The 22,499-nt window shown below is 44.8% G+C and carries 19 protein-coding genes and 1 pseudogene; 9 read left to right on the top strand and 11 right to left on the bottom strand.

What is annotated here, in order from left to right; genetic code table 11:
- The first annotated feature begins 34 nt into the window (after positions 1-34).
- The 4 genes from gatA (at position 35) to pyrE (ending at position 4,345) form a co-directional block, all read left to right on the top strand.
- Positions 35-1,489 carry an Asp-tRNA(Asn)/Glu-tRNA(Gln) amidotransferase subunit GatA gene (gene gatA / locus AAKU61_RS15925; RefSeq protein ID WP_354333830.1) on the top strand — a complete coding sequence of 485 codons (1,455 nt, stop codon included), beginning with the start codon at positions 35-37 and terminating at the stop codon, positions 1,487-1,489.
- The gene (locus AAKU61_RS15920; RefSeq protein ID WP_354333828.1) at positions 1,486-2,055 is read left to right on the top strand and encodes a hypothetical protein; all 570 of its coding nucleotides are present in this window, start codon (positions 1,486-1,488) and stop codon (positions 2,053-2,055) included. The genes gatA and AAKU61_RS15920 overlap by 4 nt, the downstream gene beginning before the upstream one ends.
- A gap of 97 nt (positions 2,056-2,152) precedes the next feature.
- Entirely contained in the window at positions 2,153-3,637 is a 1,485-nt protein-coding gene (gene gatB, locus AAKU61_RS15915; RefSeq protein ID WP_354333826.1) for an Asp-tRNA(Asn)/Glu-tRNA(Gln) amidotransferase subunit GatB, read from the top strand.
- A 36-nt stretch (positions 3,638-3,673) separates the two neighbouring features.
- Complete coding sequence (gene pyrE, locus AAKU61_RS15910; RefSeq protein ID WP_354333824.1) at positions 3,674-4,345, top strand: orotate phosphoribosyltransferase; 672 nt, start codon at positions 3,674-3,676, stop codon at positions 4,343-4,345.
- Positions 4,346-4,452: 107 nt separating this feature from the next.
- On the opposite strand, the gene AAKU61_RS15905 is transcribed toward pyrE, so the two are convergent.
- From AAKU61_RS15905 to AAKU61_RS15860, 10 genes are all read right to left on the bottom strand, one after another.
- Positions 4,453-6,963: a secretin GspD/PilQ domain-containing protein gene (locus AAKU61_RS15905; protein ID WP_354333823.1), complete on the bottom strand. Its 2,511-nt coding sequence runs from the start codon at positions 6,961-6,963 to the stop codon at positions 4,453-4,455.
- Positions 6,960-7,478, bottom strand: a complete 519-nt coding sequence (locus tag AAKU61_RS15900; protein ID WP_354333821.1) for a hypothetical protein — start codon at positions 7,476-7,478, stop codon at positions 6,960-6,962. Before AAKU61_RS15900 ends, AAKU61_RS15905 begins: the two co-directional genes overlap by 4 nt.
- 12 nt (positions 7,479-7,490) lie before the next feature.
- Positions 7,491-8,138 (bottom strand): hypothetical protein, encoded by a 648-nt coding sequence (locus AAKU61_RS15895; RefSeq protein ID WP_354333820.1) that lies wholly within the window; start codon positions 8,136-8,138, stop codon positions 7,491-7,493.
- Position 8,139: 1 nt separating this feature from the next.
- Complete coding sequence (locus tag AAKU61_RS15890; RefSeq protein WP_354333818.1) at positions 8,140-9,384, bottom strand: hypothetical protein; 1,245 nt, start codon at positions 9,382-9,384, stop codon at positions 8,140-8,142.
- A complete protein-coding gene (locus tag AAKU61_RS15885; protein WP_354333816.1) occupies positions 9,353-10,282 on the bottom strand; it encodes a hypothetical protein in 930 nt (309 codons plus the stop codon). Before AAKU61_RS15885 ends, AAKU61_RS15890 begins: the two co-directional genes overlap by 32 nt.
- A gap of 95 nt (positions 10,283-10,377) precedes the next feature.
- Complete coding sequence (locus AAKU61_RS15880; RefSeq protein ID WP_354333814.1) at positions 10,378-11,046, bottom strand: type II secretion system protein; 669 nt, start codon at positions 11,044-11,046, stop codon at positions 10,378-10,380.
- A 1-nt stretch (position 11,047) separates the two neighbouring features.
- Positions 11,048-11,536, bottom strand: a complete 489-nt coding sequence (locus tag AAKU61_RS15875) for a PulJ/GspJ family protein (RefSeq protein WP_354333812.1) — start codon at positions 11,534-11,536, stop codon at positions 11,048-11,050.
- The gene (locus tag AAKU61_RS15870; RefSeq protein ID WP_354333810.1) at positions 11,533-12,000 is read right to left on the bottom strand and encodes a pilus assembly FimT family protein; all 468 of its coding nucleotides are present in this window, start codon (positions 11,998-12,000) and stop codon (positions 11,533-11,535) included. Before AAKU61_RS15870 ends, AAKU61_RS15875 begins: the two co-directional genes overlap by 4 nt.
- 41 nt (positions 12,001-12,041) lie before the next feature.
- Complete coding sequence (gspG, locus tag AAKU61_RS15865; protein ID WP_354333808.1) at positions 12,042-12,503, bottom strand: type II secretion system major pseudopilin GspG; 462 nt, start codon at positions 12,501-12,503, stop codon at positions 12,042-12,044.
- Between the two features lie 326 nt (positions 12,504-12,829).
- The gene (locus AAKU61_RS15860; protein ID WP_354333806.1) at positions 12,830-14,032 is read right to left on the bottom strand and encodes a type II secretion system F family protein; all 1,203 of its coding nucleotides are present in this window, start codon (positions 14,030-14,032) and stop codon (positions 12,830-12,832) included.
- Between the two features lie 628 nt (positions 14,033-14,660).
- Here AAKU61_RS15860 and AAKU61_RS15855 point away from each other — a divergent pair.
- The 5 genes from AAKU61_RS15855 (at position 14,661) to AAKU61_RS15835 (ending at position 21,782) form a co-directional block, all read left to right on the top strand.
- Positions 14,661-16,397 (top strand): hypothetical protein, encoded by a 1,737-nt coding sequence (locus AAKU61_RS15855; RefSeq protein ID WP_354333804.1) that lies wholly within the window; start codon positions 14,661-14,663, stop codon positions 16,395-16,397.
- A 166-nt stretch (positions 16,398-16,563) separates the two neighbouring features.
- Positions 16,564-17,076, top strand: a complete 513-nt coding sequence (locus tag AAKU61_RS15850) for a hypothetical protein (RefSeq protein WP_354333802.1) — start codon at positions 16,564-16,566, stop codon at positions 17,074-17,076.
- Positions 17,077-17,119: 43 nt separating this feature from the next.
- Positions 17,120-18,805, top strand: a complete 1,686-nt coding sequence (locus tag AAKU61_RS15845; RefSeq protein WP_354333800.1) for a GspE/PulE family protein — start codon at positions 17,120-17,122, stop codon at positions 18,803-18,805.
- Positions 18,806-18,852: 47 nt separating this feature from the next.
- Entirely contained in the window at positions 18,853-20,517 is a 1,665-nt protein-coding gene (locus AAKU61_RS15840) for a glycosyltransferase (protein WP_354333798.1), read from the top strand.
- Positions 20,496-21,782 carry a glycosyl transferase gene (locus AAKU61_RS15835; RefSeq protein WP_354333797.1) on the top strand — a complete coding sequence of 429 codons (1,287 nt, stop codon included), beginning with the start codon at positions 20,496-20,498 and terminating at the stop codon, positions 21,780-21,782. The genes AAKU61_RS15840 and AAKU61_RS15835 overlap by 22 nt, the downstream gene beginning before the upstream one ends.
- Positions 21,783-22,137: 355 nt before the next feature.
- Here AAKU61_RS15835 and AAKU61_RS15830 read toward each other — a convergent pair.
- Positions 22,138-22,401, bottom strand: a pseudogene (locus tag AAKU61_RS15830) (transposase); the annotation flags it as partial.
- Positions 22,402-22,499: the final 98 nt, after the last annotated feature.

Genomic DNA, 22,499 nt, shown 5'->3' with positions numbered 1-22,499 from the left:
ACTTATTTCGAGAATCATCAGGATATTTCAGAACATGCATAAGCACTCTTTAAAACAATTGTCTGCCATGCTGCACAGCAAGCAGATTTCCGCCACTGAATTGGCGCAGCATTATTTGGGTAGAATTCAGTCTAGTGAGCTGAATGCGTTTTTGCATGTTGATCCAGAATTAACTTTGCAACAAGCCACAGCGGCTGATGTACGTTTAGCCAATGGTGATGCCACTGTACTTACAGGCATTCCGATTGCGCACAAAGATATTTTTGTTACGCGTGGCTGGCGATCTACCGCAGGTTCCAACATGCTGGCAAACTACACTAGTCCATTTGACGCAACAGTAGTAGAACATTTTAATCAAGCTGGTATGGTCACACTAGGCAAACTCAATTGTGACGAATTTGCGATGGGCTCCAGCAATCAAAATTCTGCTTTTGGCGCGGTTAAAAATCCTTGGGATTTACGTGCAGTACCTGGCGGTTCCTCGGGCGGATCAGCCGCTGCGATTGCGGCACGTTTAGCGCCAGCGGCAACAGCAACTGATACTGGCGGATCGATCCGCCAGCCGGCCTCATTTTGTGGTGTAACCGGGATTAAACCAACCTATAGCAGCGTCTCTCGTTACGGCATGATTGCCTTCGCCTCGTCACTAGACCAAGGCGGTCCCATCGCACAAAGTGCTGAAGATTGCGGACTACTACTCAATGTAATGACGAGTTTTGACCCAAAAGATTCAACCAGCTTAGAAAGACCAAAAGAAGACTTCAATCGGGATTTAAACAGAGATTTAAAAGGTTTACGTATCGGTGTGCCGCGTGAATTTTTTAGTGAAGGCTTAGCAAAAGATGTAGAACAAGCCGTCCGAGCTGCACTCGCCGAATATGAGAAATTAGGGGCCGTCTTAGTCGATATTTCCTTACCAAAAACTGAACTGTCGATCCCGGTGTATTACGTTATCGCTCCGGCAGAAGCATCATCGAACTTAAGCCGTTTCGACGGCGTGCGTTACGGCCATCGTGCAGCCAATTACAAAGATCTTAACGACATGTACAAAAAATCGCGTGCCGAAGGTTTTGGGGATGAAGTCAAACGTCGTATCCTGGTTGGTGCTTATGTTTTATCGCACGGATATTACGACGCCTATTATTTGCAGGCACAAAAAATACGGCGCTTAATCGCGCAAGATTTCAAGGCTGCATTTGAGCTATGTGACGTCATCATGGGGCCTGTGGCGCCCACTGTTGCATGGGATTTAGGCGATAAAACAGATGATCCTGTCGCTAATTATCTGGCAGATATTTTTACTTTATCGACCAGTTTGGCAGGCTTGCCTGGCATGTCAATTCCATGTGGTTTTGGACAAGGTGAAAAAAATAGCCTGCGCCCCGTCGGTCTACAAATCATTGGTAATTATTTTAAAGAAGCCCAATTACTGAATGTCGCACACCAATTCCAATTGGCGACTGACTGGCATCAAAAAGCGCCCATATGAAATCAATCCGCTCGCTTCTTGTTCCAACACTTTTGCTCGCGTGCAGTGGCGCTTTCGCGCAGACAGAAAAGCCCACATTATCGGCGGCGACACCAGCAGCAGTGACATCGGCGACTACGGCAAAAGCACAGCAATCGTCTAAGACCGATGTACTGGAAGCTAATTTCTCCTGCGCTTTGGTGCAGCAAGAAACTAATGGTGGTGAACGTTTGGATTACGCTGATCAGGCGCATATCCGCATTGAGGGCAACGTGATTAAAACATTTCAGTGGGAATCCAGTTTGTTCAGAAGTAACCACGGCAATGAATGCAGCATCGATCTCAGTGATGACCCGCAGGCAGAAGTGACTGAGAAGGGCTGGCGAATCAGCTTAAAAGATGCGCGTGCAGCACGCACACGACGTGGATATGATTTTGATCGCGGCTTCAATTGCAGCATTCGGTTAGAACGTGTAGGAAATGATTTGCAAATCAAACCTACATGCCCCGCCTTATGCGGATCAAGGGTGAACTTTACAGCACTGACAGTCAATCTTAAAAGCGGTCAATGTCGCTACGATGAATAAATAAGTTGTAATCAAAGTCGCTTATTAAAATCAAGCCGACCGGTAGTGCAAAAGAAATTAATGCAATTCATGCAAATGAACGAAAAAAGGATTCAACATGCAATGGGAAGTCGTCATCGGTTTTGAGACTCACGCACAGCTCAAAACCCAATCAAAAATTTTTAGTGGCTCTGCCATCCAATTTGGCGCCGAGCCAAATACACAAGCGAGTCCCGTTGATCTGGCATTACCTGGAGTACTGCCGGTAATGAACAAGGCTGCTGTAGAAAAAGCAATACAGTTTGGCTTAGCCGTTGGTGCGGTCATTGCGCCAGAATCTATTTTCGCCCGCAAAAACTACTTCTACCCTGATCTGCCTAAAGGTTACCAAATCAGCCAATTTGAGATCCCTGTAGTACAAGGCGGCAGCGTCACTTGCGTGGTCGAAAAAGACGGAAAATTCGAAGTAAAAGTCATCGAACTCACCCGCGCCCACCTAGAAGAAGACGCCGGAAAATCGCTGCACGAAGACTACCAGGGCATGACAGGGATAGATCTGAATCGCGCTGGTACACCACTATTAGAAATCGTTACCGAACCCTGTATGCGCAGCGCGGCAGAAGCCGTCGCGTACGCCAAAGCCCTGCACTCACTAGTCATGTGGCTGGATATTTGCGATGGCAATATGCAAGAAGGTTCTTTCCGCTGCGATGCCAACGTGTCAGTGCGTCTGGCCGGACAAAAAGAATTCGGCACGCGCGCTGAGATCAAAAATCTCAACTCATTCCGCTTTCTGGAAGAAGCCATCAACATTGAAGTACGCCGCCAGATTGAGTTGATCGAAGACGGTGGCAAGGTCGTACAAGAGACACGTCTCTACGATCCAGATCGCAAAGAAACACGCTCCATGCGCAGCAAAGAAGATTCACAAGATTACCGCTATTTCCCAGATCCCGATTTGCCACCGTTGAAGATCGACGCCGCCTGGATAGAGCGCGTAAGAACAACAATGCCAGAACTCCCCGACGCCATGCGTGCACGCCTCATCCAGCAATACAACATCTCCGAGTACGACGCCATGATCGTCACTCAGTCAAAAGCCACCGCAACCTACTTTGAGGCCGCAATTATGGCCGCAGGTGCTATTGACGCCAACGGCAATCCAGCAGCACAAGCCAAGCAAATCGCAAACTGGATGATGGGCGACGTATCGTCCACCCTGCACCGTGAAAATATCGATATCGGCGCCATTCCCGTCACGGCCAGCCAATTAGCATTGCTGTTGCAACGGATTACCGATGGCACGATATCCAACAAAATCGCCAAAGAAGTTTTTGCAGCCATGTGGCAAGCAGTATCCTCTGACATCAACTTGGCAGATCAGATCATCGACAGCAAAGGTCTTAAACAGATCTCCGATGTAGGCGCACTAGAAAAAATCATAGACGAAGTCATGGCGGCCAATCAACAATCCGTTGATGAATATCGCGCAGGTAAAGAAAAAGCCTTTAACTCACTGGTAGGCCAAGCGATGAAAGCTACCAAAGGCAAAGGCAATCCAGCTCAGGTGAACGAACTATTAAAGAAAAAATTAGCGAGCTAATGGGATGAGCCGTTCAGATAATATGTTGAGGAAATAGTGACCAATTTAAGACAAAAATTTATAGAGTTCTCAGTGAAATCGGGAGTGATTAAGTTTGGCAGCTTTATTACAAAAGCTGGCCGTGAGTCACCTTATTTTTTTAATGCTGGGCTGTTCAGTGATGGGGAAAACCTTGGGAAGTTAGCCAATTTTTATGCAGATACGCTGATCAACTCCGGAATAGAATTTGATATGCTATTTGGCCCTGCATATAAAGGGATTACACTTGCATCCGCCACTGCCGTCGCGCTGGCTGCCAGGGGACGTAATGTATCGTTTGCGTATAACCGCAAAGAAGCAAAAGATCACGGCGAGGGCGGCACCGTCGTCGGCGCCAAACTCGCCGGCAAAATCGTCATCATCGACGACGTTATTTCAGCGGGCACGTCAGTGCGAGAATCAGTTGAATTGATTTATGCAGCGGGCGCAACGCCGTGTGCAGTATTAATAGCGCTTGATCGTATGGAGCGATCCGGAAAAGACGATGCTCTATCTTCACTTTCGGCTGTACAGGAAATTAGTAAATCATATGAGATGCCCGTAGTATCTATCGGTAATTTAGACGATTTATTTGACTACCTGTCCTTAGATAAAGATATTCAAATGATTGAACATAAAGCCGCAGTCTCAGCATATCGTTCAAAATATGGGAGTGCAAACCTAATTTGAGCGAGTGCAAGTAGGGCGTAATTTAGAATCTGAGCAAATATTGCAGGTAAAAAATTCAACCATATCGCTGCAAAACATAAGGGCTGCTTAATTGCAGCCCTTTTCTATTATCGCTTCTCGACAGCACCTCTTAATTCCTCTAGCAGATCCGCATTTTCAACCGACTTTGTTCCTGGCAACAAAGGAACCGGCTTTGTGTTTGAAGTACTTGTTTTGGCTTTTTTACTCGCTTCCGTTTTCCCACTCGGTACTGATAAAGGTAGCGTTGGTGTTTCGGGCTTACTCATAATTACTTCCGAAGAATCTAAAGAGTCTTTATCAGTCAAAGATTCTTTGCTACCTAACTTCCCCTGAAGCTGTCCCTCACTGTGCTCAACTGGCACATCATCAGACATCATCTCTTTTCGAGTTGGCTCAACCACAGATTGATTGATAGTGTCTTGCGTCTTAACCGGGACAATATCCGTTGCAGAATCGTTGGGAGATGGTGTGCGTTTCAATGCACGCAGATCAGTCCTCTCCTTCAAATCTTTAGCCCAATCACCCAAAGAACTCTGAAAAGCGTTACTAATGGATTCCGCCTCAAAATCATCATTAATAATGTAAGGAGTAATTAGAATAATAAGTTCTCTTTTATTTTTGCTGGAAGTTTCTGATTTGAATAAGCTACCAATACCTGGGATATCCTTAAGTAAAGGAACTCCCGAATCACTGGAGGAATTGTCATTCGAAATAAGACCGGCCAACATGACTGTACTACCATCTCTCAAAGTCAATTTAGTATCCACTTTACGCGTGCTAATCGTTGGCGAAGGGAGCCCGCCGGAAACCCCTTGTTTGACATTACTCACTTCCTGAGAAACATCCAAGTCAATTCTATTGCCAGAATTGATGACGGGCCTGACTTTCAAAATCATACCGGTTGTACGATAGTTTACAGTTTGAGTAGTTGTAGTCCCCGAAAGAAATCCTGGCGTAACCGTTTGGCTAGCCAAAACTGGAACTTCATCGGCAACTTGAATCGTCGCAGTTTCACCGTTACGCGCCATCAATTTAGGACTGGATAAAATTTGACCACCCGATGCATATACCAATGCGGATACATCTGCTCTTAACAATCCTGCAGAATTCAAAAAACTAAAAACTAACCCCCCCCCCCCCGCAGAAGCTGAAGTAACAGTTCCTCGAGGGCTACTTGTAGTTGAGTTTCCTGTTGCTGCATCATTGCGAAAATTCCAGTTTACCCCAAGAGTATTTATACTTCCGGCTGATACGTCAGCGACCATCACGTCGATTAGTGCGGACTTCGTTGGTTTGTCCAGCTCTGCCAGCAATGCCATCCATTGCCGATATTGATCAGGGCCACCGCCTTGAATAATCAAACTATTTGTTGCGTTATTAACAACTATTTTTGATGCTCCACGAGAAGACGTCGGCGATTGTGTCGATGTAGTTGGTGCGGCAGTAGATCCAATTGGCGCGATTGTACTGCTGCTGCCTCCGCCAATCAATTCGGATAAAGTTTTCGCCAGTGCCTGCGCATCCGCATATTTGACAGGGTAGGTAAAAAATGCTCCCCCAGCCTGATTGTCGGACGGCTTATCTAAGTCTTTAGCCCACTGGAGAGTATGGTTTAAAATCACTTCTGACGACGAAAAAATAATGACACTATTAATTGGTGCAATAGGCAAAATAAGAATTGGCGTTCCAGCTCCTAATGAAGTACTGGCTGAATAACCTTCTGCAGATAATACCTCCACTAAACGTTTACCGAATTCCTCTGCGGTCCAAAAGACAGGGCTAATTCTTTTAGTACGCAAACCTCGCATAATTGGCTGATCGAAAACCTGTATCACTTCCATTGCGGCGGAGATATCTTCTGGCTGGCCACTTAATAACAATGCGTTTCTAGGTAAATCGTCTTGAGCCTGAATTTTATTACCAAACATCGTACGTAATAAGCTACTAAAGTCACTAACTCTAACTGCATCCAACTCTACATAGTGAAAAATAGGTCGCAAGCTAGGAGGAGTATCAGGCTGCGCTCGACCACGGCGGATAGCGGGAGAATAGCTATTAGATGCGGTGTCAGGCACGAGTCGAATAACTCCACCGAAATCCTGAACAGCAATACCGTAACTTTTCAATAGCATTCTGGCAAGATCTGCCATTTGACTATGCGATTGTGGTCTAGGGGTGTGAAAGGTTATCAAGTCAGTTCTTGCAGCTACTGCACCATCCATCGAATAATTTACTTTGAGAACACTTCCATATACAGCTTGAATGAATGTCGGCAAAGGCATCTGATCAAAAGACACTGACAACTCAGACTTCTCACTCGTAGAATCGCCCGATACAACAGCAGTATTTTTACTACTCCCATTTTTTATCGATGGCATTTTAGGGGTATCAGTTTCTGAATATTTACGCTTTATTTGCTCATCCCCTAATAAGGACGCTGAACTTAGTTGTGAGCTGCGTTCAAATTCTATTTTCTTAGGAATATTCAGTTTTGGATCTGCACAGCCAGATAAAAATAACAGCATAGTTATCGCAGAAACTGGGACAAGACGATTCACCAGAATTCTTGTATTAAGTCGGGAAGAAGATTTTTTCATTGCTTACGTAAATTCAGTTTCATAAGTTGGCCATTCAAAGAAATTTTTAATTGGTCTTGGGCGATCTCAACAATCTTGGCACCACCGGGTAATTTCTCACCAATTTTTCTAATCTCTGTCGCAGGTTGATTTTCAAACAAAAGGAGTACACTTTTCTCATTCCCCACAGAGGTCACGCCAACTATTCTCCAGCGAGGCGGCGTCAAGGCTTCCTTCCTTGGAGGTAGTGGCTGCCGAACCGTAACTTCCCAAACACGGAGCTCACCCGGATCTACGCTCCCTTTTGACGCATCTTCGGCACTCAGAATTTCGTCCTTTTTCACTTTTTCTGGAGGAGCTGCTGGCACTATAAAAGCAGGATCTGACAGCGCTTGTTTTCGTTCATTCTCACTCCGCATTTGGGTCAAAGAATCAAATAAAACATACCGACCTAATAAAGCACCGACAACTGCACACCCAATTATAGAAATGATAGCGACCCACTGTTGGCTAGAAAATTTCTTTGTATTTAACATAAGCATTTCAGATCAGAGTGCCTTCGATATAGATTGAATGTCTGTTTTATCTTTAATAAGCGTAGTATCAACACGCCAATAGCAGCGAATAGCAATTTCCATCTGTGCTCCGCGAACTATTGCTCGTTCGATAACAGTAAATCGCTGCGTCTCCTCCAGAGAATGCAATAGTTTGGTAAATGCCAGCGGGTCAAACCGACCTGTCACCGTCAACTTGATCATCTGAACGCCAGAAGGTAACATATCAAGCTTATTTTTATCGTCATTAGATTGATAAGGTTGTTTTGCTCCATACGCTCCGGCAGATAGGCCAGTTTTATCGCCGTTCTCAGCATCGGTAGCCGTCACTACAAGATTAGCAACTCTCGCATCCTTAGCTAAATCACGAATATCACTCAGTAATCTCGCTTTAGCAAAAGTAGGCGACTTTTCAGAGGGTAAAAATTCGACCCAAGCTTTTTGCACTTTTTGCACATCTTGCAAATTCTCACGCCATCGATTGTTCTTCAACAGACCTTCTTGGCGACCCAATAATTGATTCTGACTTTCTAACTGTTTTTGTTGTATCACAATTACGTCATACAACTCAGCAAGCCCATAAGCAACAAGTATCAACATCACTATGCCAACCAACTGCCAAAAACGTTCACTAGTTTTCATTTCACTCCCCCTTTTCTCGTTTGCCGCTTCTATTTATCGAGGGAGATTGATCAGCTTTGAGCGGCTCAACTGGTTTTTGTATTTGCCCCAAAACCAGCAGATCACCAGATGATTTCCCAAAGCGTTGCATCTTCGCAGATATTCTGACGACTTTTACATCGCTATCCGGCAACAACCGTATATTGCGTAATTTGGGCAGCGACTCCATATCTTGTATCAACGAAACAATGTTTAACTCCGTATTAATCGGCACGAGCATTAATCGCAACTCCCCATCGAGATACTCGAATTCACGCAAAGCAGCTTCTTGTTGCTGCAGAACAGGCTGCAAACTTTTCAGCATGTCCTGAATTCCATCCTGATTGCGTAGTGCCGCTAATTTATCAATCCATTGTTGTTGTAACATTGCTTTATTGCGAGCGTCGTTCAAAGGATCAACACGTACCGACAATGTGACGATTTTTTCTTCGATCTTCTTTTGCAAAGCCTGTAAAGACCACCACTGTATGAATAAATACGCGGCAAATCCCGCCAAAAGCCCCCCGGCGAGTACCAGTAGCATATCAACACGAAAATCTTTGACGATATGCCACCATTGGGCACCTAGGACATTGCGACCCCATGGCTCTGCAAGTCGCGCCGAATCAACGACAGGCAACACTTCAACGGGCGTAACATATGCCGGCATTTTTTCCGGCCAGCTTACAAGTTGAGTGCGATCGCCCGCTCCGGCAGCAGAGGTAGGACGCCACTCATCCCATTCCTTAACAGTAATTCTGTCTGGCCACCAGGCACTGTCTATCAAGATACCCTGGTGCCATAACTGCGCCTCAATGCCTTCTTTGCATTGATAAACAACTGCGCCATCTTTACGTTTTGGAAAACACACACTTTCTGGAACAAGTTGAAGAGAAGCGAAGTCCAGCCCGCTTTTAGTACAAAATTCCCGAACATGCCTATTTTCCCAAAACCAAAGATGCACCCAATCTCCTGAGCGGCAGGCATAAACACCACAATCTGCAAAAGGAACCAATCGACTTAAATGCAATTGCACAAGCGCCGCTGTTTTGTGACTAGGCACGCCTTTAGCTTTCAATGAAGTTGTAACACACCAGGCACGCGGCATTATCCATAATGGTTTAATCCAACTCGACTGCATAAAGGGCTTCTCTCTGGCAGCATCGTTTTTGGACGAGCTGGAAGATTCGGCGAAGTCAGAAAGGTAGTATCGGTTGCGTAATTGCATTCTTGTCCGTATCAGAAATTTGGTCGATTTTTGGCCATTCGGCACGACCAGTCGGCATAATAACCGAAGCCAATGGTATTCGGCGAGGTGAAGATATCTCCCAAGGAGCACCTTCAGAGTTGGACCGCAATTTTAATTCATAACGGAGAACCCATGACATACCAGGCATAGAATGAGTAACTCGCAAAGTTCGTGCGGGATACCTTCCGTCAGGCAAACCTAAAAAGTTATTTGCCTGATTGCTTTGTTGCAGAGCGTTGATCGTAGTCGATTCGCCGACTGCGCGCTCCTTATCAACAGTAGCTACTTGTTCAGGTGTCAGTCCATACGCTGCAAGAGTCTTAGCTGTTGCAGTACCTGGATTAAAATTACTATCCCCCCAAACAGTGACATCTTCAAAACAGTGGCGCTCATCCCATATTAGGTGTAATTTTTGCCAACCATAGACGCTCCATATCTCTGGCTCAGCCAATAACGGTGCACCACGCGGCGGTGGTAAGCTAGCCATAGAGTATTCAAAATCCTTGGCACCATTTAATCTCTTCAATTTACCTGGCTCAGAATAGTCCTCTAACGCATCCATCAACGCGTCTGTTTGAGACTCATCGGCACCACAGCTAACCAGTAGCCTTGACAATAGATTCCGTTTTGGACGATTTAAATTTAATAATCCTCGTACATCTTGAAATTGTATAGTGCTATTATCCGCAGCAGCATACCCTCTGCTGTCAACACGCAAATATTGCCCAGACCAGCCAAAGCCACCTTCTGTCGCTTTGCTAGTCGAGAGCCAATACAACGCATCGCTGCGACTAGATAAAAATGCCTGCTCGGCGTCAGCGCGCTGTTTTAGCTTAGCTTGACGCTCCGCCAGTATCTGATTGGATTGACTAATCATAGCTGCCAATATGGTGAGTCCAGCCAACAACCACAACACGGCAGCTAATGCAAACCCATTCTTATTTTTGGTAGCAATAACATGAAACACCCTAATCACTTCACATCTACCCCGAGCAATTTACCCATTTCATTTTTTGTATTTGGCTCAACCTTACGCAGTCCATCATAAACAGCAATTGTCTGCAACAATCGGTCACCCGAAGTAGCTCGCACAATAATCCCGCGAGGCATGTCATCAATCACTTTTCCTAGTGGAGGCCAAATTGATGAGGTGGTTCCGTCTAGCATTAGATACTCCAGTTGAATGGGCATATCCCAAGTACCAATAACCACCGGTTGCGCGTCACCTACGATAACAAGCAAATCAGTTTTGCCCTGTTTAGCAGGGCTTAATTTCGTCTTAAATTGTTGCAGATTACCCCAATCATTTTTCGGCATAGATAAAGAATAAGCCTCAAAGCCATTGCTATCGCCTTGGAATGGTTTCTCTACATTCTCAGGCAATACAAGATTGCCGACTAGGTCATTAAGTGAGTTAATACGTATCCATTGGGACTGAAATTGGCCATTGACGGTTTCAGCAATGCGCACCACTTGCGCAACTTGAAAAAATGCCCCAGACATAATCACGACGACAAACCCTAAGATCACTAGACTGACTAGCAACTCAATCAAGGTTAGCCCATCTTGTTTCAGACTAGGAATCGCTTTGCTAAACGCAGGATCACACTCGTCCAAATAGGCATGTTTCAGACTTAACATATCAAAATGGCGTCGCTGCTGCTGGCTGGCGAACCTGCTTATATCCAACCAGTCTCAATGGGAACTCAAACCATGTACGGCCTGTTTTGTCGCGTACTTTCACTTGAACTTTGTACATACTCATTTGATATAGGCCCAAACCGCCGGAAGGTGACACGGCATCTCTTACCTCCGCAACGGGCTCACTGCGCCATTCCATATTAAAAGAATCGAATACCTGCTTACCGTCTGGAGCTAACGCAGGATTTTGTATAGAAAGAAAATCAATCGCCTGTATTTTTGCCAGAGATTCTTTTTCCTGCAATTGAAAGCGGTTGAGCTGCCCCATCGTCTGCCCAAGCCAACTAAATAAAACGACTGAACCTATGGTCAATATAGCTAGTGCTGCGATCATCTCCAACAGACTAAAGCCAAACTGCTTTCCATTGAGTGATCGCGATTGAATGAGGCTCACTTTGTTTTGGGACATCGCCGGCATAAATGCATTCATGATCTAATAATACTAACGTCACAACTGACGGGCTCAATATTCAATTTCACCTTGCGTGCTTGCGGATCTATAAGTTCAATAATTCCACCCTCACATATCCCGCTATGAAAAAAAACTACGGGTTTTCCATTCGCAATAGACCAGCCGTCCGGCAAACTAAGCGCGGCAGTACCGTCGCCCAATTTACTCATCCAATTTACTTTACTTAGTTTTACCGTTTCGGACAACAATGCTGCTCGAGATGCCAGCCGTTGAAACTGTATCGATATCTCAGTCAATTGTGCACGCTCGGAAACAGAATCAAACCACCTTTGCATAGCAGGTACTGCTACGCCAGCCATGATAGCAGTCAGCGTTAGGACTGCCATCATTTCGATCAGAGTAAAGCCACGCGCAATCTCCCGCTTGGCAACAAGGTGTTGACAATCAGGGCCAACCTGATGTCGAAGAGATAAAATCGTCACAAAAAGTACTCTGCTAAAATGCAAACATTAAATCCAATTAATTATCTCGCTGGGGTGCCGAGGCCAATATCTGCATTCAGTCCCTCTCCGCCTGCTTTACCGTCAGCACCAAACGAATACACGGAATACGGTTTGTTATCAATGCCCGGAACTTTGTATTGATATGGATTACTCCATGGATCAAGAGGAATTGCTCCCTCAATATAAGGCCCCTTCCATAACGGTTGCAGGTTTGGATCTAAGGGAGGTGTTAAGAGCCATTGGAGCCCTTGTTCTGGAGGAGGCACTTGTCCTACGTCGAGTCGCATAATGTTTAATGCACTCTCCAGCATTTTGATTTGTGTTTGCGCAGTTTGCACCTTAGAAGAATCTACTTTTCCGAAGATACGCGGCCCAACCAAACCAGCTAACAAACCAATGATCACCATCACCACCAACATCTCCAGCAAGGTAAAACCTGCCGATTGTCTAGTTTTACTTTGCTTCCATAATTTTCTACACATAACACCCTTTCAAAACAGAACTTTATAACATTTATCTGTGATATTTACTCTCACACAGGAGAGAAAACGACGACATTAAATTCGCAGTCTACGCACAACTTCCAGTCGCATTTCGTTCCAACAAGGACGACCAAGCTTCAGCACAATATTTGGTCATCTCATATGTCCTCTCGGACAAACTTGAAAATGAGAAGAGCCTAGTCGGTGCGCGCAAAGAGCTTTCACACTCGGCTGTGTGTCATCAGGACAAGTAACATCTAAACTGGCTTTTTGCCCAGGCTCGATGTCTTTTCAATACGAGACAGTAATTTCTACACCAATCCTGTTTAAATAACATTTGTCAAACTAGTAATCGCCAACATAACAGAAATCATAATACCGCCCAGCACAACTGAGACTAGTAATATGGTTATTGGTTCGAGCAAAATTAAAAATTGCCTCATCTGTTGCTGACTATGCAAACGATGCATGTTTGCTAGGGAAGCCGTCGTCTTCCCCAATGCGCCCGACCGCTCACCAACTCGCACGAGATTTACGCCGGTAGCGTCAATAAACTGATGTAGTTGCAGCGACTCTGCAAGAGTCTTACCACCTCGGACGTCACCTAGAATTAACGACGCCTTCTGTCGCCACACATCACCACGCAAAGCATTTTGTGCATGCGCCAGTGCCTCCAATATCGAAACATGATTTTGTAATAACACGCTAAACATCGAACTCCAGCGAGCCATTTCAGTATGCATGATCCAGCTACCAATAACGGGCAGTCCAGCAGCCCAATTCCAAAGATTTTGCTGTATCTTTTCTTGACGGACTAACAGATAACCTCCGATGCCAGCCCCGACGACTATCGCCGCCAACAGCAACTTATTTTTTGTCAACCACATGCCTGTCGCCAACACCCAAACAGACAAAAGCGGAATATCTGCTTTCGGATTACTTAAAATATTTGCAAACTTCGGCACAACAAATACAAACACCAAGAGCGTCGCCAAAAAACCGCTAATAACCAACACCATGGGATAGATTAACGCGTTACGCGCTTCACGCTGGAAATTCTGCTCAAGCTCTAACTGCTCAGCTGCGGATCGCAGAGAGCCTGCCAACTTACCCGTGGACTCTCCTGCCTTACAAAGCTCAATAACATAGTTGGGTAACCGTAAATCAGCCTCAATCAGCGCTCTGGAGAAAGCTACACCCCCACGTAGCTGGGCATAAATTTTAGTGAAGGCAACCCCCAGCGGAGAATCGACGTAGCCCCGAGCTACGTTCTCCACAGCATCCGCAAGTGTCACACCAGCATCCAGCAGCGTAGCCAACTCTTGCAATACAACCAATAATGCGTCTCTTCCAGCTCGCTTTGGCTGAGATAATCGTATCGACTTGGGAATAGCCGCTTGCTGCATCTCAAATACCATTAAGCCGCGCCGCTGCAGTTGCGACATTGCCTCGGCCTCTGTTTCAACAGTAAGAACACCCTTAACGATACCGCCTTGAGGTTCAGTTGCTTGATAACGATATTCAGGCATAGTGACTTTAACAATTCAAGAAAATGACATACCTATCAAAAGTATTTAACTGGCAAACCAACTGTTTGCACACGCAAAGCGACTGCGTCCGACGTAGGCACAAATTTGACAATATATGACTTTAAAAAATATCGAATTGTATTTCATTAAGCGAGTGAGTAATAGCCACAAGGAGTAAATTGCTTAGGATTGTATCCAGCAAAAGATCAGACCGACCCTCATCCGGCGAAACGCACCTATTGCATTGCAGTAATACGAACCTCACGATCAATGACCATTTAGGCAAGAATCCATTTCCAAAAAGCAGAAATCAATGATTTAAACCATCATATGTACCCATGTAACAACAACCATTCGCACAAATTTTAAGAATCACGTGCACTAACCGCCACCTCAGCATACTATAGAATTGTCGATCTTACAGATATGACCTATAGGGGAGGAAATGTTGCCTAAAATTAGGTTTTAAATTTATTTGCGCAGAGTAACTTGCTGTAATTGTAAAAACATGATCTAATCCGACTCGGCTAGTCATATGAGTACTCGTATGACAAGTATTTGTATTAAACGTACGTTGTACATTTTATTTAAGTAACAACTAAATGTCTTTTCTAGAGAGGCTATTCAAATGAATCAAAAAAAACTAAGTATCCTGGCAGCTAGCCTAGTGGCAGCCTTTGCTGCTAACGTAGCTTCTGCAGGTAACGTTGCATCTTCCAACCCGCAAATCGCACGTGAAGTTATTACAGCGAATACACAAGACGTTAAAGCACCAGAAGCGTCATATGCATTCCAAGGTGACTTGAACACAGCTTCCCAGATCCAGACAATGCAAGTGCAATTGATCTTGACTGGTGGCGGTCAATGGGATCCAGCAGCCGTAACTGCCGGTTCTATTAGAGTTTTTAAGGCCGACGGCCTGACTGAAATATTACCAACTGGCGCGCCGGTGTTACCTTCTGTTAGCGCAGACGGTTCTACTTTGTTTGTAACTTTGACTTTTCCACAAGATGGCCAGGTTTACAAAACACCAGTTGTGTCATTCAACCGTACTGGTACACAATCGAGCTTGAATAACTTGTTCTCCGTGGTAGGCTCAGTAGTAGCATGCGACAAGAATTCGACTCAATTGCCATTCAAAGTCAAGCATTTTACGGGCGTTGCTCCAGGCAGCACGACTCTAGCAGTGAATGGTATCAACGGTGCGTTTGAAGATGAAAGTGCTCGTGCCGGTTCCAACAACAATAACGTGTTGATGAGCTTCCCAACGAATATTACTGTAGCGGTAACGTCTACCGCTGGTCCAGCTAAAGTTGATCCAGCTGCAGGTAACACTAAATTTACTACTGGTGTAGCCGGCGGCACTAGCGCAACATTGATCACTCCAACCTTGTTGAATCTAGGTAACGCCACTTTGAAACAACAAGCTAACGGCTACGATAGCGGCTTGACCAAGCCATATATCTTAGCTGATGCTGTCACAGCTCCTGCAGGTGTTAAAGGCGTTACAACTGCAGTTGGCGTTACGGGTGCAGTTGAAGTTAAATCTTTCGACGTGACTGTCAGTGCGCCTAAAGGCTTCGTAGCTGGCGGCAATGCTTATTTGTCATCCTCAGCGACGTGCGCAGGTACCATTAACGTTGCAAACCCAGCTGTTTATAGCACTGACCGCACTACCGCAACATTGTCATTGGCAAGTACAGAGGTAAATGCAGCATTCGGAGCAACAGGTACTAACCCGGTGTATGTTTGCTACGACGTTTCAGCGGCAACAGCAGCTATTCCTACATCGACTTTTTCTGCTACTGCAGTGTTGACAAAAGCTCCAGGCGCGTTGCCGTTTCCTGAGCAAAACAACTCATGCAATGGTCCACTGTTCCCATTAAGCGGTGGCGTAAAGATTGATGTACGTAACTACGCAACACCATCCACTGGCGGTAACTGGACTAGCGTTATTCGTCTGATCAACCCAAGCGAAGTGAACACAGCAGTTGTGTATGCTCAATTAATACACGCTGACGGTACATATGGTAACTGGGGTACATTGGGTTCATTGGCTCCACGCGCTGTATCCAATATGACAGCAACTGCAATCAACGCATTGTTAACTAACGTACCAGTATCCGTAACACCAGGCGCAGCTCAACCAGTAGCTAATCCTAACGGTGCTGGTGATCGTCTGCGTATTACAGCTGAGGGTGTAGGCTCCCTGCGCGTACAAAACTACCTGTACAACCCAGATAGCAAGAACTTCATCGAAGCGTCCTCTACCCAAGGCGTTGACTTTGATGGCACAACTGATCGTGCACCAGCTCTTGAAGGTCAATACCAAGATCAAGATGCACAAACTGGCCTGAAAAAATAATCTTTCTAGTTAGTTAAAAAAGGGAGGCGAAAGCCTCCCTTTTTTGTTTCTGTGATTATTATTCACAGATAAGGATAATTCGAGAGATCTTAGTAGTGGCAAGGTATACAATATCGTAAGTTAATTTCACTACGTTGTTCAAGCTCTTACAAAAGGCGAAATGTTTATGTTTTATTTGACCCGCATTTCCAACCAAGACATTCACCATATTTATAGAATATTCGCTGTTACACTTATAGCACTATCATTCGCAACAACGACTCAAGCACAAATTAGCGTTGGCGGTGTACCAGGCACATCATTAGAGAGCCTCATGCCGGATCTATTGAAAGCGGATAGTGTCGAAAAAGTATTGGCCATTTTCAAACCACCTGTAAGTAAAACTCAACTAGTAAAATCCGATTATTTATTGCTAGACAATCCCGCTATAGCTCCCGCAGGTCAAATTCCACTTCACCTAATGAGTGAATTGCCGGGCACAGAATTTTTTTTACTTTTAAATGCGACTACAGCTAAAGGTGAATCTGCCGTGTTAGCAGCACAGGAAATCCCGAATATGGGTAAGGCTGATATTCGCGTCACAATAAAACTGGCGAAAAGTAGCGAGTTGCTGTTAGTGGTACGAGCGGGGGGTAAATGGTATAGCGTTACAAATGATATAAAAATTGCAACTAAATAGCTCCTTTGGGCTTTAACCCTCAATAAATAAATTTGATCTGGTAATGAGTACCTTTATCTCCTTTGAACAATTTCTAGAAACCAATGCGATCGTTCCTCCAGAGACGCTGAATAATGCGCGCTTGCTTCAACGGGAACAATTCACCCCGCTACCAGCGCTGCTGGTACGGATGGGAGCATTGTCAGAAGATGTTCTTTATAAGCAAATGGCCCTGCATAGCGGCATGCCACTGGTAAACGATGATGACTTACATCATGCACAAATCACCTTTCAACCGACGATCAATCAATGGGGTCTGCTGTCTCACTGGTGCCAGGCTCAGGGTATGATTCTCTGGCAACAAGAAGATTCCAACGTTACACAATGCGCAGCAAAAGAAGCAATCAGCGCCAACGTACAAGAAGTACTACGACTTAAGTCGCCGCCAGATATTGTCTTACAGTACTCGTTGATACGCCCGTCCACCTTTGAAGCATTTTATGCTGCGCTGGAACGACGCGAACCAAAGATGGCAGCAACCGGCGACGTCATACATTTGCGCGAGCTAGCAGAAGAAGGGCCAATCATTGAGCTAGTAAACACGGTGTTGTCCCAGGCGGTAACACGCCGTGCCTCAGACATTCACGTTGAGCCAGGTGAATACGAGTTTGCGGTTCGCTTGCGGGTAGACGGTGTAATGCAAGAACTGAGCCGTATGCCACTGGATAAATTTGATGCGACGGTATGCCGCATCAAAATTTTGTCTCAGCTGGATATTGCAGAGCGTCGATTACCACAAGATGGTCGCATGACAGCGCGCGTTAATAGCGAAGTTTTTGACGTCCGTGTATCGGTACTGCCGGGTGCAATGGGTGAGTCTGTAGTAATGCGTTTGTTACGCCAAGACCGCAAACCCTACCATCTTGAAGATCTAGGCATGATGCCAGATCACGCAGCATTGTTTAAGCGCTGGATCCAGATGCCGAACGGTATCGTATTGGTTACCGGACCGACCGGCTCAGGAAAAACCACGACACTGTATACCGCCCTAGATATCGGTAATGATGGACTCAACAAGATTATTACTGTAGAAGATCCGGTCGAATATCGGTTAAAAGATATTACTCAGATTCAGGTCAATGCTGATATTGGATTTACCTTCGCCGCTGCTTTGCGCTCCATTTTACGACATGATCCAGACGTAGTGTTGATTGGTGAAATTCGCGATCAGGAAACTGCCGCAATCGCCGTGCAATCAGCATTAACAGGCCATTTAGTATTCTCAACTTTGCATACCAATAGTGCTGCAGGTGCAGTTACCCGTCTAGTCGATATGGGAATTGAAGCATTTTTGTTAGGATCGAGCCTTAAAGGTGTCATGGCTCAGCGCCTGGTCCGCTGCCTGTGCGAACATTGTTCGCAGCCAACAGAGGTAAGTCAGGAAACCCATCGAGTTTTACTGGAAGGTGTGAAGCATTGGAGCGACGAGCTTGTCAGGAAACCTCAATTACGTCGTCCCGTAGGATGTCGTAATTGTAATCAGACCGGTTTCAGCGGTCGCGTAGCGATCTATGAACTGTTCGAGGTCGACGCTACTTTGCAACATCAAATTCTGACAGGCGCGAGTGAAGCAGATATCGTTCGTTACTTACGCTTAAGCAATGTCCGCTCGCTGCGCGACGATGGCATACTTAAGGTGTGGCAGGGCATTACAACCGTTGATGAGGTACTAAGTCTTGCGGGAGCGTAAAAATTCTTTCATTAGATTTTTACACCAAATTATTTTATGAACTACTTATGCTTGGCGCAACTCTTATCTTGATAAGACAAGAAGGGGGGCTAATGTTAAAACATGGTGTTGATCACGTTTTAATTCGAGAAAATCAAATTTTTGCGTATGGCTGGGGTTTTGTGCCAGGACTAAACATACGTAAAGTTGTGCTTGTCTTGCACTTCGATAGAATAAAGGCAAATATTGAGCTTGACGCTAATTATGGTCAACGTAGGGATGACGTTCGTAAAAAATACCACGTCATACCGGAAGCAAGTGATGCTGGATTTTTATTACTAGCAGAGACAGGTGAGCAAAAAATTTCAAGCATAGAGCTACGTTGGGAATTATCGGATAACAGCATCCTCACGACACCAGTTCATTTCACTCAGCGTCAGGAGCATGAAAACGCTCTTAGCAAGGTAGCTCACTATGCTGTTTTAGCAAAAAAATCTCTGCTATTGCTGAAAAACTCAGGCCCTAAAGCGGTAGTTAATAAGATTTTACGTTACAACTCGGGTAAACCAAAAGCGCTAGACTCAGTAATTTGGAAAAAACTCATTCATCAACTTAAATCACGCCCCTGTGCTGTAGTGATTGATCATGATATGGGAGGCGGTGCTAATATATATCGCCAGAGACATATTGCTGAGCGGCTCGCTTCTGATGAGAATGTTTTGATGCTAGGCTTTCATATCGCTAGCTTGCAATACTTTGTTGAGTTCTTTGACGGTAGATCACCAATACGTTATTCGATTACATCTATAGAAGCGTTTGTCTATTTGCTAGGGCATGCCAAAATACACCATATCCTTTATAACTGTGCTGTATCGTTCAGACAGCCACTTAGCGTAGTCAAGATGTTAGTCACTCTAAGAAAGCATATGCATTGTGAATTACAGGTTGTTGTACACGATTACTTTGCCATTTGCCCTAGCCATTTTTTGATTAATGATAAAGGCACGTTTTGTGATGTTCCAGGCATTAACGAATGTCAGCGTTGCATTAACGAGCATACTGACGGATTCGTCTCTGTCAGCAACATCAGAGACATACGCCAATGGCGTCTCGCCTGGTCGGCATTGCTTATCGCTTCAGATGAAGTAAGATTATTCTCCGAAGCGTCCAAACGCCTGTTACAACGGGCATATCCTGACGTTCCTCAAAATAATTGGCGAGTACAACCGCATGCACTTCATACATCAGTTAAAAGAATCTCTATATCTCATTCAAAGGAACTGCATATTGGTGTAGTGGGTATGATAGGTAAGCATAAAGGTGCTGAAATCGTCAACGGATTGGCACGTGAAATCCAAAAACGACATTCAAATATAAAAATAACTATTATCGGCGCGATAGAGGCGAGAGTTCCCAGCCATATTGTTGATATCACGGGTCCATATCATCCAAAAGAACTTAGTCGCATCGTTCAAGAATCGGGAGCAAACGTATTTTTGTTACCCTCAATTTGGGCAGAAACCTTCTCGTACGTCTCACATGAATTGGTCGATATGGGTGTTCCATTTGCTTGCTTTAACTTTGGTGCTCCCGCAGACCTAGCCAAAGCGTACGAGAACGGATTGGTCCTGAGCTCGATGCAACCCGCTACAATACTGGATGAACTACAATGTTTTTGGCGGCAAATAGCCTTAAAAAAGAAAGAAGTTATATGGTTGAGCGCGTTAGCATGAAAAAAATACACGTTTTTACCAGTGCTGCATGTAATTACATTCCGAAAGTTCGAGTATTAATAGAATCCATTAAACAATGGCATCCAGAATGGGTCGTTCACTTGGCATTGTCCGATCAACTTCCACCTGAAATAGATTTGTCCAAAGAGCCTTTTGATGAAATTCATCCGGCAGATAGTTTGGGTATACCTGATTTTATGGGTTGGTCTTTTTGTCATAATATTGTCGAACTTTCGACAGCGATCAAACCATTTATGCTAAAAACCCTGTTGGATCGTGACGACTGTGCCGGCGTAATTTATCTCGATCCGGATACTGTGCTGTTTTCCCGGCTAGATGAGGTTATAACAGCGCTTGAAAACTGTAATCTAGCATTGACTCCACATCAGCTGAAGCCTGAGTCTTCTGTCGCATCAGTGATGGACAATGAAATTTGTAGCCTGAAACACGGCATTTATAATTTAGGTTTTTTTGCTGTTAATGTAACCGAAATTGGCAAGACTTTTGCAGCATGGTGGGCTGAACGTTTATATTATTTTTGTCGAGCGGATATTCCAAACGGCTTATTTACAGATCAACGCTGGGTTGATCTGGCACCTGCGTTCTTTGAAGGGGTGTGTATTTTACGATCACCAAGACTCAACGTCGCCCCATGGAATCTCACAACACGCAAACTAACCGGCAAAGTACCAGATCAAGTATTGGTTAACGGAGAGTCATTAGGCTTTTATCACTTCACAGGCTTTGACAGTGGAGCACACATGACCATGTCAAAAAAGAACGCAACAGGAAATCAAACAGTTACCGATCTGGTTAATTGGTATAGCACAGTAACAGAGAATTTAAGTACTGATCCGTTGAGCCAGGTTTCGTGGCATTTTGGCAGTTTTGCCAATGGAAATAAGATCAGTCCACTGGAACGCATGATCTATCGCGAACGCATAGATCTACAAAAAAAGTTTCCAAATCCTTATTTAACTGGTCAAGATAGTTTTAAGGCCTGGATAGAATCCAATGGCAAATCAGAATACCCAAAACTGTTTGATAGGACTACCGAGGCATTAGAAATAGTCCGACTACATAAAATACTCACGCCAGGTTTTCAGGCTGGGAGAAGTCAGTCTCAATTGAGTTTAGGATTATTGACAGCACATCTCTTGCAAGCATTATTGAATGCCGATCATCGTAGAAGAATAAGTAAACGGACTTGGGAAATTTTAAGCAACGAAGGAATGGCTGGAGTGATAAAACGCATATCTAAGTGATGATCCCGATATAGGACGTCGGCGTTAGTTTTGCGGCGATTGCCTGGTAAAGGGATGGAATTAGTATAAGAATTAGCACGAACAAAAATTTTGTTACTCTATTTTTTTCAAGTGCAATAGAGCCTGTAAATAAATTTGTGTAAATGTCCGCGGTCTATTAACCTCAAACGAGGAACTTACCGATAGACATTGTAATGGACTGAGAGAAACGCAAAGCGTTGACAAAAGAGCTTGCCAAGAACATTAAAACTGAAGCCAATTGTCATCAACAATCATGTCGAAAAAGTAAATATTAAATTCTCCGGCCAGAAAAGCAGAGCCTGTAAGAAATTCTGTGTAAATGCCACGGAACAACTTAGTGGTCGTATTGTTGAATACGGTCACCAAACTCAATCATAAATCGATTCAGCGCCATACGCCAATTCTGAATGGGCATCGTCCATTTTTTTGATGCCTGTGCAATCGCAAGGTAGACGACTTTGAGTGCTGAGTCGTCACTTGGAAATAGCTTGCGACGTTTTGTAGCCGAGCGGATGACGCTATTCAATGATTCGATAGCATTCGTCGTATAGATCGCTTTGCGTATCTCTGGCGGATATTCAAACAGTATGCGCAGATTGACGGTAATCCCCCCATTTTTAATGCGGCCGATAAGTAGAGGCTAAGCGGCAAGTGCTAGCTTTTGTTTCGGGGTAATGCCGCCGATCCCAGTATTGG

The organism is Undibacterium sp. GrIS 1.2 (assembly GCF_040544435.1).
Lineage (GTDB): Bacteria > Pseudomonadota > Gammaproteobacteria > Burkholderiales > Burkholderiaceae_D > Undibacterium.
The sequence above is the reverse complement of the archived record's forward strand: the minus strand, read 5'-3'. Positions and strand labels throughout refer to the sequence as shown.